The following is a 14,868-nucleotide window of genomic DNA, read 5'->3' as shown; positions in this document are numbered from 1 at the left end:
GTTCCGCGACACCGAATACGCCCGTGACCCAGCCGACATCCGAGCCGGCGCGCCCGCCGATCCGCTTCCGCGGCCGCTCCTTCATGGCCACCGTCCTGGCACCCGTGCCTCCCGTGGCCGATTGGCTCGGCGATCTCGACGCCCTAAACCGGCGCGCGCCCAATTTCTTCGCGGGCCGGCCCGTCATCCTCGATCTCGCGGGCCTGCGGCTCGGACGGGAGGATCTCGACGGGCTGCTGGCGGAACTCGCCGCGCGCAACATCGCCATCCTCGGCATCGAGGGCGCGCCGCCGTCGATCCTCGGAGCCGGCCTGCCGCCAGCCCTGTCAGGGGGGCGTCCGGCCGGTGAGGTCGCCACGCCCGGCGAGGCCGCGCCGGCCGAGCCTCCGGCCAAGGAGATGGCCCGCTCGCTGATCCTCGACACGCCGGTGCGCTCGGGTCAGACCGTGCTGCATCTCGAAGGTGACGTGACGGTGCTCGGCGCCGTGGCTTCGGGCGCCGAGGTGATCGCCGGCGGCTCGATCCACGTCTACGGCGCACTTCGCGGCCGGGCGATCGCGGGTGCTGCGGGAAACCCGGCGGCGCGGATCTGGTGCCGCCGCTTCGAGCCGGAGCTGGTGGCGATCGACGGCCTCTATCGCGCCGCCGACGACCTCGACCCGGCCTTCCGTGGGCAGGCCGTGGAGGTCCGGCTGCTGGAGGATGCGATCAAGCTCAACCTGTTCGAGCGGGGTTGAGCACTTCGATACCAGGATCCCGGCAGAATTTGCCGACTGGATCCAAAACTTAACCCTTCGGTAACCATACCCGCCGTCAATGGTCCGGTAAGGACTCTTAACGGGCGGACATGAGCGAGACCCTCCCCGAGCCGATCGATCCGGAGATCGCCCCCGCGGCGGCTCCTTCCGCGCCCCGGCCGCTCAGCCTGCGCGGACGGGCCTTCAAGGCCCTGGCCCTCTCCCCCGAGCCGCCACTTCCCGAGTGGCTCGCGGGCCTCGACGCGGCGCTCAAGCGCTCGCCGACCCTGCTGAACGGCCGGGCCGTCATCCTGGATTGCGCCCAGCTCAAGCCTGAGCCGGACGCCCTCGAAACGCTCATGCGTGAGCTCAAGGCCCGCGGCATCACGGTCCTCGGGATCGAGGGCACCGATAAGGCCGTCGAAGGCTTGCCGCCGCTCCTCGTTCAGGGACACCCGTCCGAGAAGGTCGAGATCCCGAGCGTCCCGGCCGAGCCGGAGCCGCAGGTGGTCACCTCGATCACCGTCGAGGGCTCGGTCCGCTCCGGTCAGAGCGTCATCAACCCGACCGGCGACGTGACCGTGATGGGCTCGGTCTCCTCGGGGGCCGAGATCCTGGCCGGGGGCTCCATCCACGTCTACGGCGCCCTGCGCGGACGCGCGATCGCCGGGGCCGCGCGCAACCCGCGCGCACGAATCTACTGCCGCAAATTCGAACCCGAGTTGCTGGGGATCGACCGCCTCGTGCGGACGGCGGAGGACATGGGTACGGCCCTGCGCGGCAAGGCCGCCCAGGTCTGGCTCGATGGCGGCAACATCCGAATGGCAAGCCTGGATTAAGGGAGATCGACGCGTGGCAAAGGTTCTCGTCGTCACATCGGGCAAGGGCGGCGTCGGCAAGACGACGACGACCGCAGCCCTCGGAGCGGCCCTGGCCCAGGGCGGGCAGAGCGTGTGCGTCGTCGACTTCGACGTCGGCCTGCGCAACCTCGACCTCGTCATGGGTGCCGAGCGCCGGGTCGTCTACGACCTCATCAACGTGGTCAACGGCGACGCCAAGCTCCCGCAGGCGCTCATCAAGGACAAGCGGCTCGAGACCCTGCACCTGCTGCCGGCCTCGCAGACCCGCGACAAGGACGCGCTCACCGACGCGGGCGTCGCCCGGGTGATGGAAGAGCTGCGCGAGAAGTTTGACTGGGTGATCTGCGACTCGCCCGCCGGCATCGAGCGGGGCGCCCAGCTCGCCATGCACCACGCGGACGTGGCGGTGGTCGTCACCAACCCCGAGGTCTCCTCGGTGCGCGACTCCGACCGGATCATCGGCCTCCTCGACTCGAAAACCGCCAAGGCCGAGAAGGGCGAGGACATCGAGAAGCACCTGATCCTCACCCGCTACGACCCAATGCGGGCCGACCGCGGCGACATGCTCAAGACCGAGGACGTGCTCGACATCCTGTCGATCCCGCTGCTCGCGATCATCCCGGAGAGCCAGGAGGTGCTGCGCGCCTCGAACCTCGGCTGCCCGGTGACCCTGAACAACCCGCTCTGCGCCCCGGCGCGGGCCTACGCGGACGCGGCCCGCCGGCTGAAGGGCGAGAACGTGCCCATGAGCCTTCCGGTCGAGCGCAAGTCCTTCCTCGACAAGCTGTTCATGCGGAGGGCGGCATGAGCATCCTCGGCATCTTCCAGAAGCGCACCTCCGGCGCGGTCGCCCGCGACCGCCTGCAGCTGATCCTCGCCCACGAGCGGGCCGAGTCGGGTCGCCCCGACCTCGTACTCCAGCTCCGCGAGGAGATCCTGGCGGTGATCTCCAACCACGTCGCGGTTGAGCCCGACAAGGTGAAGGTCACCCTGGAGCGCGGCGAGGGCGTCTCGACGCTCGGCCTCGACATCGAGCTGCCGCTCGGCGCCTCGGCCAAGCTCGACGCGAAGCTGGCGGCCAAGCTGGCCGAGGTCGCGGCCAACAAGGGGAGCGCCAAGCCGGCCTCGTCCAAGAAGGCCGCTTGAGCCCGGCCGGGACTGAACCCGCCGCTATAGGAAACCGCGAGCCGCGCCCGGTCCGCCGGGTGCGGCTTCGCCATGTCGGCCCGCCGAATTCGCCCTCGACCGGGCGTGCCGGCGCCCCATGTTCGGGCTCTCGGGGGAGATCGCAGACGGGATCACCATGCCGAGCGCCATGACGGATGACGGAATCCGGCTCCACTACGAGGAGAGCGGGCGCGGGACGCCGCTGATCTTCGTGCACGAATTCGCAGGCGACCACCGAAGCTACGAGGCGCAGCTCCGCCATTTCGGCCGGCGCTACCACGCCATCGCGTTCAATGCCCGGGGTTATCCGCCCTCCGACGTGCCGGAAGCCGAGTCGGCCTACTCGCAGGCCCGCGCCGCCGACGACATCTTGGCGATCCTCGACCATATCGGTGCGCCCCGCGCCCACGTGGCCGGGATCTCGATGGGCGCCTTCGCCACCCTGCATTTCGGGCTGCGCCACCACGACCGGGCCCTGTCGCTCTGCCTGGGCGGCTGCGGCTACGGCGCGGAACCGGAGCGGCAGGCGCTGTTCCGCGCCGAGGCCGATGCCACCGCGGAGATCCTGCGCCGGGACGGGATGGCCGCCTTCGCGGAGCGTTATGCCTACGGGCCGACGCGGGTCCAGTTCGAGAACAAGGACCCGCGAGGGCATGCCGAATTCAAGCGGATGCTCGCCGAGCACTCGGCGGTCGGGTCGGCGAACACGCAGGCCGGCGTGCAGAAGGGGCGTCCCTCGCTCTACGACCTCACCGATGCCTTGGCCCGGATCACGGCGCCGACCCTGATCGTCGCCGGCGACGAGGACTGGCCCTGCCTCACCCCGAGTCTGATGCTGAAGCGGGTGATCCCGTCGGCCGGCCTGGCGGTCTTGCCGAATACCGGTCACGCGCTCTCCGTCGAGGAGCCGGATGCCTACAACCGGCTGCTCGACGATTTCCTCGCGCAGGCCGAGAGCGGCCGCTGGCCGATGCGCGATCCGCGGGCCACCTCGGCGACGATCACCGGGATCAAGGGCTGACCGGATCCCGCGGGATCAGCCGGAATCGGGACGGCCGGTCCGGCTGGGTGGTGACCACCGCGTGCGGCAGGATCGGCTCGCGCTCATCCAGTACCAGTCGGAACCGCGCCACCAGCCGTGCCAGGGTCAGAACGGCCTCGCTCAGCGCGAACTGCGCGCCGATGCAGACCCGCGGGCCAGCCCCGAAGGGCAGGTAGGCGAAGCGCGGCGGTGGCGGCGCCCCCGGCAGGAAACGGCCGGGATCGAAGGCCTCGGGATCCGTCCAGAGGCCTCGGTGCCGGTGCAGAACCCACGGGCTCACCATCACGATGTCGCTCTTCTTCACCGCGTAGCCTGCGACCACGTCCGGGCCGAGCGCCCGGCGGACCACCACGAAGGCGGCCGGGTAGAGGCGCAGCGTCTCGTCGATCACCGCCCGGGTCAGGGGCAGGCGCCCGTCGCTCTGGCATCCGGTGGGGTCGGTGAGGTCGGCGCCCCGCGCCTCGGCGGCGACGCGCTCCTGCACCTCCGGGGCGAGCGCCAGCAGGTAGGCCGCCCAGAACAGCGTCCCGGCGGTCGTCTCGTGGCCGGCGAGGATCATGGTCGCGACCTGGTCGCGCAGCTCGTCGGGGGTGAAGGCGGCGCCCGTGTCCGGGTTGCGCGCCGCCGTCAGCAGGTCGAGCAGGTCGCCCGAACGGGCCTCGCCGGGCTCCGAGGCCCGGCGTGCCGCGATGATCCGGTCGAGGAAGGGGATCCAGCGGCGCCGGAACCGCGCCCGCGGCCAGTCGAGCGGCACCGGCCAGCCCGGCGGGATCACGATGTCGAGGAGGTGGGGCCGGCCGATCCGCTCGGCATATTCGGCGATGAACCGGCGCAGCTCCGGCCCGTGCTCGTCCATGCCCACCGAAAACATGGCGCGCCCGGCGATCTCGAGGGCGAGCCGATAGAAGGACGTGAACAGGTCGACCGGGCCCGAAGCGGCCTCGGCGGCGATCCGGTCCATCCCTTCGCCGACGGCGGCGGCGATGTGGGGCACCAGCCCGTCGATCGCTCGGGGTGTGAAGGCCGGTGCCAGGGTGCGGCGCTGGTGGCGCCACGCCGAACCCTCGCTGATCAGGAGCCCGTCACCCAGGATCGGCCGCAGGATGCGCAGCGTCCCGGTTGTGCGGGCGTAATTCGACTGGTTCTCCACCAGAACGTGACGGATCGCGTCGGGGTCATTGAGGATGAAGCTGGAGCGGCCGAGCAGTCCGCGGCGGGTCACCGGCTCCTCGAAGGCCCGCCTGGGAAAGCCCTCCAGCCCGTTGTCGCGGATCGTGCGCAGATAGGCCGGCAGCGGCAACTCGCGCTCCGGCGGCGCGCGGTGCGGTGGCACCACGCGGGGCAGCCCGGCGAGGCTCGCCTTCGTCCGGTCCGGGATCGCGGGCACGTCCGATAGCATGGGCATGTGGTCCCTCCTGTGCCGGAGACGGCCATCCCTGTAAACTGCCGCGCCGGGCCGCACGCGCCCCCTGCAGCGGTCACGCTTGCGTCATTCGGCGGCGGTGCGCAGGCGCGTCTCGGCAGACCGAACCTGCAGCCGCGCCGGGAACCGGGCGAGATCCGCCTCCGCCGAGAGACTCGCCACCAAGCTTGCGCGGGGCAGGACCGAGCCCGTTACGTCGAGCAGCGTCTCCACACCGCGCTCAAGATGCTCGTCCACCCGGTCGACCACCAGGATCTCCGGATCCCGCAGCATGGCCCGGGCGAGGCCGATCCGCACCCGGACACGCTCCGCCAGGAGCTGCCCGCGATTGCCGACCTCCTTCTCCAGACCGCGCCGCTGGATTGGCCGCTCCAGGTCGAACTCCCGGAACACCGCACGCGCCTCCCGCTGGATCAGCGCTTCGCCGTGCATCCGCGCGGTGTCGATACGGCCGAACAGCAGATTGTCGAGCACGGTGCTGCGCGGGTTGATCCGGTTGGGATCGTAGGATTCGACGTCACAGCCGTCTTCGCCGTGCATGAAACCCTGCACGACGCCCCGGGCGCCGACGATCCGACTGGTGAGCGGCTGATCCAGCAGGCCGAAGCGCATCCGCGGCTCCACATAGGCCAGCGCGAGCGCCAGGAAGGCCACGCTGTCCGCCTCGCTCAGGCGCCCTTCGGCGGGCACGCGCGCGAGCCGGCGCAGGTAGTCCGGCAGGGCATCCGGCGTGATCAGCGAGAAGCGCCGGAACAGCGGATGGCCGGGCGGAACGTCGCTGAAAATGTCCTTCAGGTTGCGGGCGATGGCGACGCCCATGCGGTCGAGTTCATCGAGCAGTTTCACCTTCTCCAGAGCCGCCCGGAACAGAGGGACTCCGGCGAGCCGCTGCGGCTCCTTCAGGGTCGGGTCGCGCGGCACCCCGAACAGCAGGTTCTCCGCCACGGTCGCCTGCTCGTTGTATCGGCCGCGGGCGAACGGGATCACCAAGTCGGCGAGGCCGCTGCGAGCGAAATGCTCGCGCAGGTGCTCGCGCGCCGCGATCATGCGCTGGCCCACCGGCGTGTCGTGGGCCACGGAGCTGAGGGCGCCGAGGCCGAACCGGTAAAGGTCGTCCCCGAGATCGAGGCGCCCGAGAAGATCGAGGAGGCGCTCGTCGAGTTCCCCGGCGTCGCGGACACTGAGGCGCTGATAGTCAATCCAGGGGTCGTCGATGCTGTCGCAGGGGTTGCCGGTCTTCACCGCTTCGTTGATCCGCGTCTTGCTGAGATCGAGGCCGTTCGTCCGCAGCGGATGAAGGCGCAAACCGTAGAGGATGTTGTCGCGGACCGTCCCGGGGAAGAGGACCGGCTCGCTCCCCGCGAAGGCGATGCGGCGGGCGCGGATCGGCCGCGGGAGCGTCGACAGGTCGTGCGTGCCGATCCGGATCGTACCGGCGGGCGGCGGCTGCAATCCGGCCAGGACGCGTGCGAATTCCTGCGCTACCGGGCCGGGCGGAGCCAGGGCCAGGCGTCCCGGCAGGCGCACCTCGGCATCGCCGACCTCCACCGGAGCGCCTCCCTGCGGGTCGCGCAGAGCCAGGCCTTCCACCCGGAGCGGGCTGCCCAGGCGGGGCGGCGGGCCCTCCAGCTCCTGCTCCGCCGGCCGCAGTCGCTGCGGCCCGAAATGCGCCGCCACGGTCTCGTACTTCACCTCGACATCGAGGCGCTGCTGATCCCAGTCGATCAGCTCCTTGAGCGGCGGCGGCAGGTCGCGATAGGCGGCGAGCACGGCCACGAGCTGACCGATATCGAGCTCGCCCTTGAGGGCGAAATAGCCGCCGATCGCGTAGAACAGGAACGGCGTCACCTGCGCGAGCAGGTTGTTAAGGTATTTGACAGCAAATTTCCGCCGGTAGATCCGCAGACGCAGGTCGTAGAGGCCGTAGAGCCGGCCGCCGATCTCCGCCCGCTCCCAGCGGCCGGTGTCGTTGAGCAGCACCGCCGGCAACCCGTCGAGCACCTCCGCGACCCGGCCGGCGAGGTTGCGCGATGCGATCTGGCGCCGGCGGCTGAGGCGGATGATCTCGCGCCGCAGCCGCGGGATCACCGTCATCTGCACGCCCACCATGCCGCCGGCCGCGAGACCCAGCCACACGTTCTGCATCATGATGAAGGCGAGGGCGGTGGCAGCCTGGGTGCCCTGGAAAACCGGCACCACGATCGCGTCGCCGATGAAGGCGCCGATCGGCTCGACCTCGTCACGGATGATCGTCGCCGTTTCGGAGGACTTCACCTCCCGCTGCACCTCCGGGGAGAAGCGCAGCATCAGCGAGAAGAGCTGGAAGCGCAGGCGCCGCAGCATCCGCTCGCCCAGGACGCCCTTCTGCAGGTTGATCCAGAACTTAAAGGCGCCGTTGATCAGGACGAGGGACAGGAACAGGGTCGAGAGCCCGAGCAACAGCTCGAACCGGTCGAGTTGAAAGCCCTCGAACAGCCGGCTCGTCCCGCCGCCGAGCGCCGCCGGCCACTGCACGGTGAGTTCCAGGAACGGGGCGGTCGGCTCGCCATGGGAGAAGGCCTTGCCGGTGATCGCGTCGTTGACGATGCGCTTGGGCAGGTCGAGCGAGGCGAAGTAGAACGGCAGCGAGGCCAGGACCACGGCGCAGATCTTGAGCTGATCGCCCTTGGAATAGCGCCAAATGTACGGGAAGAGCCGCGGCTCAAGCTCGCGCATCGTGTCGGTCCAGCGAAGGCCTGCCAAGGCTGAATGGGTGCCGAATCACCGCACCCACGCGCGGGCCTGCGGCCGATACGGTACCCGAGCAGTCTGAATTCATCCAATTCAACCCGATGCGGCCGCAGCCGGCGCCGCGGACCGAGCCCCGGTGTCATCGAACGGTCATATAGGGCGTTGGAGGCGCCGTTGGGCGCCGCCGCAATGCGGCCGTGCACACTTCGCCACGAATCTTCCGGATGTCAGCCGGCCGAACCCGTTCGGATCGCGCAGGCTCGAGAGCGTGGCCGCAGGCGCTCCGCGAACCGACACCCCCCAGCAATCCGGACCAGGCGACCCCGCCATGTCCTCAGCGGCCTTGCCGGCGAGCCCGTGTCCTTATATTGCGACGCAACCACCACGACTCCGTACCTGAACCGGCGCGGACGGCCGCGCCGCGCGGCCGCCAGAGAGCCGGCACAACCCGTTTCGGGCCGCCATGAAGCTGCGCAACATCGCCATCATCGCTCACGTCGACCACGGCAAGACGACGCTCGTCGACAAGCTGCTGGCCCAGTCCGGGACCTTCCGCGAGAATCAGCGGGTCGAGGAACGGGCGATGGATTCGAACGACCTCGAGAAGGAGCGCGGCATCACCATCCTGGCCAAGGCGACCTCGGTTGTCTGGAAGGATACCCGCATCAACATCGTGGATACGCCCGGCCACGCCGATTTCGGCGGTGAGGTCGAGCGCATCCTGTCGATGGTCGACGGCGTGATCGTGCTGGTCGATGCGGCCGAGGGGCCGATGCCGCAAACCAAGTTCGTGGTCGGCAAGGCTCTCAAGATCGGCCTGCGCCCGATCGTCGCCATCAACAAGGTCGACCGGCCGGATGCGCGCATCAACGAGGTGGTGAACGAGGTCTTCGATCTCTTCGCCGCCCTCGACGCCACGGACGAGCAGCTCGACTTCCCGATCCTCTACGGGTCGGGCCGCAGCGGCTGGATGTCGACCTCGCCGGACGGCGATCAGTCCGAAGGCCTCGCCCCGCTCTTCGATCTCGTCCTGGAGCATGTGCCCCAGGCCAGGACCGAGGAAGGCCCGTTCCGCATGCTCGGCACGCTGCTGGAGGCCAACCCGTTCCTCGGCCGCATCATCACCGGCCGCATCGCCGCCGGCACCGTGAAGCCGAACCAGTCGATCAAGGTGCTTTCGCGCGACGGCAAGGTCGTGGAGACCGGCCGCGTCTCGAAGATCCTGGCCTTCCGCGGCCTGGAGCGCGCGCCGATCGAGGTTGGCGAGGCGGGCGACATCGTCTCCATCGCCGGCCTCGTGAAGGGCACGGTGGCCGACACCTTCTGCGATCCGCAGGTCGAGACCCCGATCCAGGCCCAGCCGATCGACCCGCCGACCGTGACGATGTCGTTCATCGTCAACGACAGCCCGCTCGCCGGCACCGAGGGCGACAAGGTCACGAGCCGCATGATCCGCGACCGCCTGTTCAAGGAGGCGGAAGGCAACGTCACCCTCAAGATCGAGGAGGCGGCCGACAAGGACAGCTTCTACGTCTCGGGCCGCGGCGAGCTGCAGCTCTCGATCCTGATCGAGACCATGCGCCGCGAGGGCTTCGAGATCGCCGTCTCGCGTCCGCGGGTGGTGTTCGACCGGGACGAGTCCGGCACCCTGCTGGAGCCGGTCGAGGAGGTCGTGATCGACGTCGATGAGGAGCATTCCGGCGTCGTCGTCCAGAAGATGTCCGAGCGGAAGGCCGAGATGCTGGAGATGCGTCCCTCGGGCGGCAATCGCCTGCGGCTCGTCTTCCACGCCCCGACGCGCGGCCTGATCGGCTACCAGGGCGAGCTCCTCACCGACACCCGTGGCACTGCCATCATGAACCGGCTGTTCAAGGCCTATGAGCCCTACAAGGGTGAGATGCCGGGCCGGCGCAACGGCGTCCTGATCTCCAACGACCAGGGCGAGGCGGTGGCCTACGCCATGTGGAACCTAGAGGATCGCGGCCCGATGATGATCGAGCCCGGTTGGAAGGTCTACCAGGGCATGATCGTCGGCGAGCACAACCGCGAAAACGACCTCGAGGTGAACGTCCTCAAGGGCAAGAAGCTCACGAACATCCGCACCACCTCGAAGGACGAGGCCGTGCGCCTCACGCCGCCGATCCGGATGACCCTGGAGCGCTCGCTCGCCTGGATCCAGGACGACGAACTTGTCGAGGTGACGCCGAAATCGATCCGGCTGCGCAAGGCGATCCTCGACCCGAACGACCGAAAGCGCGCCGAGCGCGCCAAGGAAACCGCGGCCTGAGCTGAGCGGCCACCGCACGTGAACGGCCGGCAACCGGGCGCTCAGGCCCGGTTGCTGATGCGGTCCTTATGCCGATCCCATTCCAGGCCCATCGACCCCTCACGCCGGGTGGCTTAGCTCGGCAGCGCGATTCCGAGAGGGCCGCGTGAACCCCGTGTCTCCGATGTCCGTCGCGTTGAACTTGTCCCGTCAGTCTCGCTCATCCGTTGACGCAGGGGCATCGACCTACTTCCTCGTCGGCCAGGATGGCGAGGGGCACTGGGTGGCGGTCGAGACCGGCGGCCGGGCCGGTGGCATCTTCCGGACGCAGCAGGACGCGATCCGCTACGCCTGCAGCGAAGCCGGCTGCCGTCCCGACGAGGTGCGATTGGCGCGGGAGCCGATCTCCTTCCGAATCTCCTGAGAGATCGCGAGCGTTTCGATGGCTCGTCGTTCGATGGGCCATCCGACGAGCGCGGTGTCCTGTGCCGCGGGTCCCGATCCTAAAAGGCCCATAGCTTCCGAGCCGGACCGATCCCGGCAAGCCGCGGCCAAGATCGTCTCGTCGGCGTCTCAGCTGCTACCGGGATCGGTCTCATCCTGCTGCGTCCCGCCTGCCGGCGGACCCATGCCGGGCCTGCCCTCGGTTTTCTCGGTCGGATCTTTGACCGCGTCGGGAGCGACGTTCTTCGGCTTGTCCGGCTTCGAGCCGGTCTCCTTGCCCTCGCTCATTCCTAATTCTCCCGCTCGGCGCGGTAGCGGCCGCCCGCGACCTTCTCGTCCGCGGCCGGACCTCGCGACGCCTTCTGATCGGAGTGACCGCCCGACGATCCGCCGACCGCCGGCGGCGACCGCCCCGGCTCGCCCGCGCCGCCCCATCCCTCCTTCGGCTCCGGTTGGGCTGATCCGCCCGGCCCCATGTCGGTGATGGCGGCCTGATCGGGGGTTTGGTGGCCTCCGCCGGCGGGCGGCGTGCCGCGCGAGCCGACCTTATCGTCGGGCTTGCGGGTCACGGTGCCGGAATCGCTCGTCGGCCTGACCATCAGCGCTTCCCGTCGTCCTGCCCGACCGCCGCGGTGGCGCGGTCGATCGCTTCGCTGAGGTTGGAGCCGGATCCACCCTTACCTCGCAACGTATCCAGGTTCTTCCGCGGCGTCTCCGCCTCGGTCGCTTCGGTGGCATCGGAACCGGGCGTGCCCGAGGCGACCCGCGCGGCTTGGGCATCTCCAGCCGGGTCGCGCTTGAGGTCGGCCTGCGTGTTGGCGGCCAGTCCGACGTCGAGGGGCGAGTCCTGTCCGAGATCCTGCCCGTTGCGGTCGGCGTCGGCGCCGAAATCCTTCAGCGACGGTCGTCCGGTCTGCTCTGTCATGGCTCCTGCCTCAGCGCCTAGGGTGTCGCGGGACAACGGAGGCGGGAGAGGAGGGTTGCGTCGGCACCGCCGATCGCGTGGCGACGCCCTCCGGAGACGATCCGTGCTGGCTGAGCGTTGCAGGCCGAACGAAGGCGGGTCTGGGTTGGAGGTGCGGACACTCGCCCGCGGCCGCCGGGTTCCAACGGCTGACCGTCGATGGGGACGAGGCGCCGGTTCCGATCGGAACCGGCGCGGCGGGGGAGTGGCTCAGCCAATCCCCTCGAAGAGCGCCGAGGAGATGTAGCGCTCGGCGAAGGAGCAGGCGACCGTGACGATGCGCTTACCCTGGAACTCCGGCCGCTTGGCCAGATCCAGCGCCGCGGCGACGTTGCCGCCGGTCGAGATGCCGCCCGGGATGCCTTCCAGTCGGGCGAGCGCCCGAGCAGTCTCGAAGGCGGTCTGGTTGGAGACCTTCAGCACGCCGTCGAGGATGTCCGTGTGGAGGTTGTCGGGGATGAAGCCCGCGCCGATACCCTGGATCTTGTGCGGGCCGGGCTGGCCGCCCGAGATCACCGCCGAATCCTCCGGCTCGACGGCGAAGACCTTCAGGTTCGGAAGGCGCGGCTTCAGCACCTCGCCGACGCCGGTGATGGTGCCGCCGGTGCCCACGCCCGCCACGAAAGCGTCGAGCTTGCCACCGGTGTCGCTCCAGATCTCCTCGGCGGTGGTCTTCCGGTGGATCTCGGGGTTGGCAGGGTTCGAGAATTGCTGCGGCATTACGGAGCCGGGGATCTCCTTCAGGAGCTCCTCGGCCTTTGCGATCGCGCCCTTCATGCCCTGAGCGCCGGGGGTGAGCGCCAGTTCCGCCCCCAGGAAGGCGAGCATCTTGCGCCGCTCCAGCGACATGGTCTCCGGCATGACCAAGATCAGGCGATAGCCTCGTGCCGCGGCCGTGAAAGCGAGCGCGATGCCGGTATTCCCGGAGGTCGGCTCCACCAGCGTGCCGCCGGGCTGGAGCTTGCCCGAAGCCTCCAGCGCGTCGATCATGTTGACGCCGATACGGTCCTTGACGCTGGCGATCGGGTTGAAGAATTCGAGCTTCAGCAGGATCTCGGCATCGACCCCGTGTTCCTTCGGCAGACGGTTGAGGCGCACCAGCGGGGTGTTGCCGATGGTCTCGGTAATCGAACCATAGACACGGCCATGGCCGACCTTTGCCGGCGCATTGAGGGAATCGGCCATCGCAGAACTCCTGCTCTCAGGGGGTCGGGTCAATGTCGGGTCCGGTTGGGCTGGGCCAAGGGGAGCGGCTGATGGCCCGCGGACAGGAGGCTGCGATATCGCGTCACCGCGACCGGAGCAATCGGCCTAAGTGCCCTTTGCGAAAGTTCTTTTCGCCCTTGCGCGGGATTGCCGCCAGTTATGGAACGACATCTCTGACGGGCGCCGGCTTGAGAGAATATTGTTCTCCGGGGCGGCCCGCCGTCGCGGTTTCGAGGGAGGTGGTACGCGTGTTCTCTGTTCGAAAATGCAACGCCGGCCGCGGGTGGCCGACTCGGCGGGGGATGGTCCTGGCGGGTCTCGGGCTCGTTCTGGCCCGACCGGTCTGGTCCGCCGAGGCAACGCGCGTCGTGCTGGCGACCGCGACGCCGGGGGGTGGCTTCCCGGCCTTCGGCGAGGCCTTTGCCTCGGCGATTCTCGCAGCGGATCCGACGATCGCCATCGAGACGCGGCCCAGCGGCGGCTCAGCCGAGAATATCGGCCTCCTACGCGAGTCTCGGGTCGATCTGGCCTTGGTCCAGGGGGAATACGCCTACCCGGCTCTCTCCGAGCCCGGCGGCCTGACCATCTTGGCGCCGATGTATCCGACACCGGGCCTGTTCGCCGTGCCGGCGGAGAGTCCCATCCGATCCGTTGGGGATCTGCGCGGGCGCAGGGTGGTGCTCGGCACCCACAAATCTGGCCTCACCGTCATGGGGCGCAGCGTCCTCGCGGCTTCGGGGCTCGATCCCGAGCGGGACATCCGGCCGATCCTGCTGGATCGGGCCGGCGAGGGGCCGGCCCTGGTGCACGACGGGCGCGCCGACGCGCTCTGGGGCGGCGGGCTCGACTGGCCCGGATTCCGGGCTCTGGTGCGGGAGCCAGGTGGCGCCCGCTTCTTCGGGCCGCCGGAGGCCGGTATCGCGCAGCTGGCGCAACCCGGAGCGGCAATGAGGCGTTTGACCGTGCCGGCCGGCAGCTTCCCGGGACAGGACAGTCCGATCGAGACCGTGGGCTCCTGGAGCTTCGTGCTCGCGCGGCCCGGTCTCGCGAGCGAGACCGCCTACCGGCTCGTCCGCGCACTCACACGGACCGATCTGGGCGCGGCCCAGCCGAAGAACCTCGTCGAAATCGTCCCGGCGGCCTGGATCAACTCCGCCACTGCACGCGTCCTCAACGAGGCCGGGATGCTCCTGCGCTGATACCCTGGATCCTCAGCGGAACGAGGCGACGCGGCGATCCCGCTTCCGCTCCGTGGCGGGCTGGTAGGCGATCTCGGCGTGGTGGGTGCAGTAAGGCAGGCCGGTGATCGAGCGGGCGCCGCAGAACCGGAATTCCGGCGTCGTCGGGTCGCCGAGCGGCCAGCGGCACATGGATTCCCGCAGGTCCATGATCGTGACGCGCTGGGAGATCGGCAGGGCCACCGGTTCGGGAGCCGGCGTAGGGGCCGGGAACTCGGGAGCCGGACGGTGCGAGAGGATCGCCACCGGTTCGGGGGCCTGGGTCTCGACCACCGCGATGGCGGTCTCGATCTCGACGACCTTCGACGGCTGCGCCGGAGCCGGGGCTTCCTCGCCGCCCCTGGCACGGCCGGCGAGGCCGAGACGGTGGACCTTGCCGATCACGGCGTTGCGGGTGACGCCGCCGAGCTGCGCTGCGATCTTGCTCGCACTCTGCCCGTCTTCCCACAGCCGGCGCAGAAGCGCCACGCGATCATCCGTCCAGCCCAGGCCCGCTTCCATTATCCCCTCCGCCCCCTGCGGCCCGCGTGATCCAGCCCGGTCGACGATCCGCATCCCGGAACGGCGAACCCATTCCATGGCACATCGTGCAGACCACGCCCCAGCTCGGCTGCCGCGTCGCTGCGACACCCTGTCCCGTCAGGCCACGCCGGGACCCTAGCGCGGCGTTTGCGAGCGTTGCAAGGCCGCCCGGCCGGCCGGGTCCCCCGGCTGCGGACCCTTTCCACCGGCAATGGTCGCCCCGTGTCGGCCCGGCGATCCAGCCGGCCTCGCTTGCGCCGCGATCCGGT

The 14,868-nt window shown here is 69.7% G+C and carries 15 protein-coding genes; 8 read left to right on the top strand and 7 right to left on the bottom strand.

The window, feature by feature from the left end; all coding sequences use genetic code 11:
* Positions 1 to 83: 83 nt before the first annotated feature.
* The 5 genes from minC (ACYCO6_RS25920) (at position 84) to ACYCO6_RS25900 (ending at position 3,785) form a co-directional block, all read left to right on the top strand.
* Positions 84 to 737, top strand: a complete 654-nt coding sequence (gene minC, locus ACYCO6_RS25920; protein ID WP_459773733.1) for a septum site-determining protein MinC — start codon at positions 84 to 86, stop codon at positions 735 to 737.
* Between the two features lie 110 nt (positions 738 to 847).
* Positions 848 to 1,576, top strand: coding sequence for a septum site-determining protein MinC (minC, locus tag ACYCO6_RS25915; protein WP_459764660.1), 729 nt, complete (start codon positions 848 to 850; stop codon positions 1,574 to 1,576).
* A 13-nt stretch (positions 1,577 to 1,589) separates the two neighbouring features.
* Entirely contained in the window at positions 1,590 to 2,405 is an 816-nt protein-coding gene (gene minD, locus ACYCO6_RS25910; RefSeq protein ID WP_459764658.1) for a septum site-determining protein MinD, read from the top strand.
* On the top strand, positions 2,402 to 2,743 hold the full coding sequence (gene minE, locus ACYCO6_RS25905) for a cell division topological specificity factor MinE (RefSeq protein WP_459764656.1): 342 nt from the start codon (positions 2,402 to 2,404) through the stop codon (positions 2,741 to 2,743). The genes minD and minE overlap by 4 nt, the downstream gene beginning before the upstream one ends.
* A 157-nt stretch (positions 2,744 to 2,900) precedes the next feature.
* A complete protein-coding gene (locus ACYCO6_RS25900; RefSeq protein WP_459773731.1) occupies positions 2,901 to 3,785 on the top strand; it encodes an alpha/beta fold hydrolase in 885 nt (294 codons plus the stop codon).
* Here ACYCO6_RS25900 and ACYCO6_RS25895 read toward each other — a convergent pair.
* Positions 3,775 to 5,211, bottom strand: a complete 1,437-nt coding sequence (locus ACYCO6_RS25895; RefSeq protein ID WP_459764654.1) for a cytochrome P450 — start codon at positions 5,209 to 5,211, stop codon at positions 3,775 to 3,777. The two genes, ACYCO6_RS25900 and ACYCO6_RS25895, sit on opposite strands and share 11 nt — an antisense overlap.
* Positions 5,212 to 5,295: 84 nt before the next feature.
* The gene (locus ACYCO6_RS25890) at positions 5,296 to 7,944 is read right to left on the bottom strand and encodes an ABC transporter transmembrane domain-containing protein (RefSeq protein ID WP_459764652.1); all 2,649 of its coding nucleotides are present in this window, start codon (positions 7,942 to 7,944) and stop codon (positions 5,296 to 5,298) included.
* 478 nt (positions 7,945 to 8,422) lie between these two features.
* On the opposite strand from ACYCO6_RS25890, the gene typA reads away from it, so the two are divergent.
* A complete protein-coding gene (gene typA / locus ACYCO6_RS25885; RefSeq protein WP_459764650.1) occupies positions 8,423 to 10,246 on the top strand; it encodes a translational GTPase TypA in 1,824 nt (607 codons plus the stop codon).
* Positions 10,247 to 10,391: 145 nt separating this feature from the next.
* Positions 10,392 to 10,649: an RAG2 PHD domain containing protein gene (locus ACYCO6_RS25880; protein ID WP_459764648.1), complete on the top strand. Its 258-nt coding sequence runs from the start codon at positions 10,392 to 10,394 to the stop codon at positions 10,647 to 10,649.
* Positions 10,650 to 10,798: 149 nt separating this feature from the next.
* Here the strand turns inward: ACYCO6_RS25880 and ACYCO6_RS25875 are convergent, their stop codons facing one another.
* The 4 genes from ACYCO6_RS25875 to cysK form a co-directional block, all read right to left on the bottom strand.
* Complete coding sequence (locus ACYCO6_RS25875; protein WP_459764646.1) at positions 10,799 to 10,957, bottom strand: hypothetical protein; 159 nt, start codon at positions 10,955 to 10,957, stop codon at positions 10,799 to 10,801.
* A gap of 2 nt (positions 10,958 to 10,959) precedes the next feature.
* Positions 10,960 to 11,268, bottom strand: a complete 309-nt coding sequence (locus ACYCO6_RS25870; RefSeq protein ID WP_459764644.1) for a hypothetical protein — start codon at positions 11,266 to 11,268, stop codon at positions 10,960 to 10,962.
* Positions 11,268 to 11,594: a hypothetical protein gene (locus tag ACYCO6_RS25865; RefSeq protein WP_459764642.1), complete on the bottom strand. Its 327-nt coding sequence runs from the start codon at positions 11,592 to 11,594 to the stop codon at positions 11,268 to 11,270. The genes ACYCO6_RS25870 and ACYCO6_RS25865 overlap by 1 nt, the downstream gene beginning before the upstream one ends.
* 249 nt (positions 11,595 to 11,843) lie before the next feature.
* Positions 11,844 to 12,818: a cysteine synthase A gene (gene cysK, locus ACYCO6_RS25860; RefSeq protein ID WP_459764640.1), complete on the bottom strand. Its 975-nt coding sequence runs from the start codon at positions 12,816 to 12,818 to the stop codon at positions 11,844 to 11,846.
* Between the two features lie 323 nt (positions 12,819 to 13,141).
* Between cysK and ACYCO6_RS25855 the strand changes: the two genes are divergently transcribed.
* Positions 13,142 to 14,038, top strand: coding sequence for a TAXI family TRAP transporter solute-binding subunit (locus ACYCO6_RS25855; protein WP_459764638.1), 897 nt, complete (start codon positions 13,142 to 13,144; stop codon positions 14,036 to 14,038).
* A 12-nt stretch (positions 14,039 to 14,050) separates the two neighbouring features.
* Here the strand turns inward: ACYCO6_RS25855 and ACYCO6_RS25850 are convergent, their stop codons facing one another.
* Complete coding sequence (locus ACYCO6_RS25850) at positions 14,051 to 14,578, bottom strand: GcrA family cell cycle regulator (RefSeq protein ID WP_459764636.1); 528 nt, start codon at positions 14,576 to 14,578, stop codon at positions 14,051 to 14,053.
* Positions 14,579 to 14,868 lie beyond the last annotated feature (290 nt).

The sequence above is a fragment of the Methylobacterium sp. CM6257 genome (assembly GCF_054611515.1).
Note: the sequence above shows the minus strand (reverse complement) of the source record. Positions and strands in the feature narration are given on the sequence as shown.

What these genes read in the sequence shown, in the direction of transcription:
- minC (WP_459773733.1), top strand. Translation starts at nt 84, where the DNA reads ATGGCCACCGTCCTGGCACCCGTGCCTCCCGTGGCCGATTGGCTCGGC.
- minC (WP_459764660.1), top strand. Translation starts at nt 848, where the DNA reads ATGAGCGAGACCCTCCCCGAGCCGATCGATCCGGAGATCGCCCCCGCG.
- minE (WP_459764656.1), top strand. Translation starts at nt 2,402, where the DNA reads ATGAGCATCCTCGGCATCTTCCAGAAGCGCACCTCCGGCGCGGTCGCC.
- ACYCO6_RS25900 (WP_459773731.1), top strand. Translation starts at nt 2,901, where the DNA reads ATGCCGAGCGCCATGACGGATGACGGAATCCGGCTCCACTACGAGGAG.
- ACYCO6_RS25895 (WP_459764654.1), bottom strand. Translation starts at nt 5,211, where the DNA reads ATGCCCATGCTATCGGACGTGCCCGCGATCCCGGACCGGACGAAGGCG.
- ACYCO6_RS25890 (WP_459764652.1), bottom strand. Translation starts at nt 7,944, where the DNA reads ATGCGCGAGCTTGAGCCGCGGCTCTTCCCGTACATTTGGCGCTATTCC.
- typA (WP_459764650.1), top strand. Translation starts at nt 8,423, where the DNA reads ATGAAGCTGCGCAACATCGCCATCATCGCTCACGTCGACCACGGCAAG.
- ACYCO6_RS25875 (WP_459764646.1), bottom strand. Translation starts at nt 10,957, where the DNA reads ATGAGCGAGGGCAAGGAGACCGGCTCGAAGCCGGACAAGCCGAAGAAC.
- ACYCO6_RS25870 (WP_459764644.1), bottom strand. Translation starts at nt 11,268, where the DNA reads ATGGTCAGGCCGACGAGCGATTCCGGCACCGTGACCCGCAAGCCCGAC.
- ACYCO6_RS25865 (WP_459764642.1), bottom strand. Translation starts at nt 11,594, where the DNA reads ATGACAGAGCAGACCGGACGACCGTCGCTGAAGGATTTCGGCGCCGAC.
- cysK (WP_459764640.1), bottom strand. Translation starts at nt 12,818, where the DNA reads ATGGCCGATTCCCTCAATGCGCCGGCAAAGGTCGGCCATGGCCGTGTC.
- ACYCO6_RS25855 (WP_459764638.1), top strand. Translation starts at nt 13,142, where the DNA reads ATGGTCCTGGCGGGTCTCGGGCTCGTTCTGGCCCGACCGGTCTGGTCC.
- ACYCO6_RS25850 (WP_459764636.1), bottom strand. Translation starts at nt 14,578, where the DNA reads ATGGAAGCGGGCCTGGGCTGGACGGATGATCGCGTGGCGCTTCTGCGC.